This is a genomic window from Mesorhizobium sp. WSM4836 (assembly GCF_055811815.1).
Map to the genome: position 1 here is coordinate 1 of NZ_JBVVQF010000136.1, position 259 is coordinate 259.

The following is a 259-nucleotide window of genomic DNA, read 5'->3' on the forward strand; positions in this document are numbered from 1 at the left end:
GCTGCGTCCTTGTCGTCGCCCGCATTGCCCGCAGTCAGCAGCTTGTCGCCGGTGAAGATCGAGTTCGCGCCCGCCAGGAAGCACAAAGCCTGGGTGGCATCCGACATGCTCTCGCGCCCCGCCGACAGGCGGACCATCGAATGCGGCATGGTGATGCGCGCAACCGCGACGGTGCGGACGAATTCGATATCGTCGATCTTGGCCAGCGGCGTGTCGGCCAACATATCGCCCAATACCGTGCCCTTGACCGGCACCAGCG

The 259-nt window shown here is 65.3% G+C and carries 1 pseudogene; it reads right to left on the reverse strand.

The window, feature by feature from the left end:
- Positions 1-259 (reverse strand): annotated as a pseudogene (locus tag AC0L2P_RS32420) (biotin synthase BioB); the annotation flags it as partial.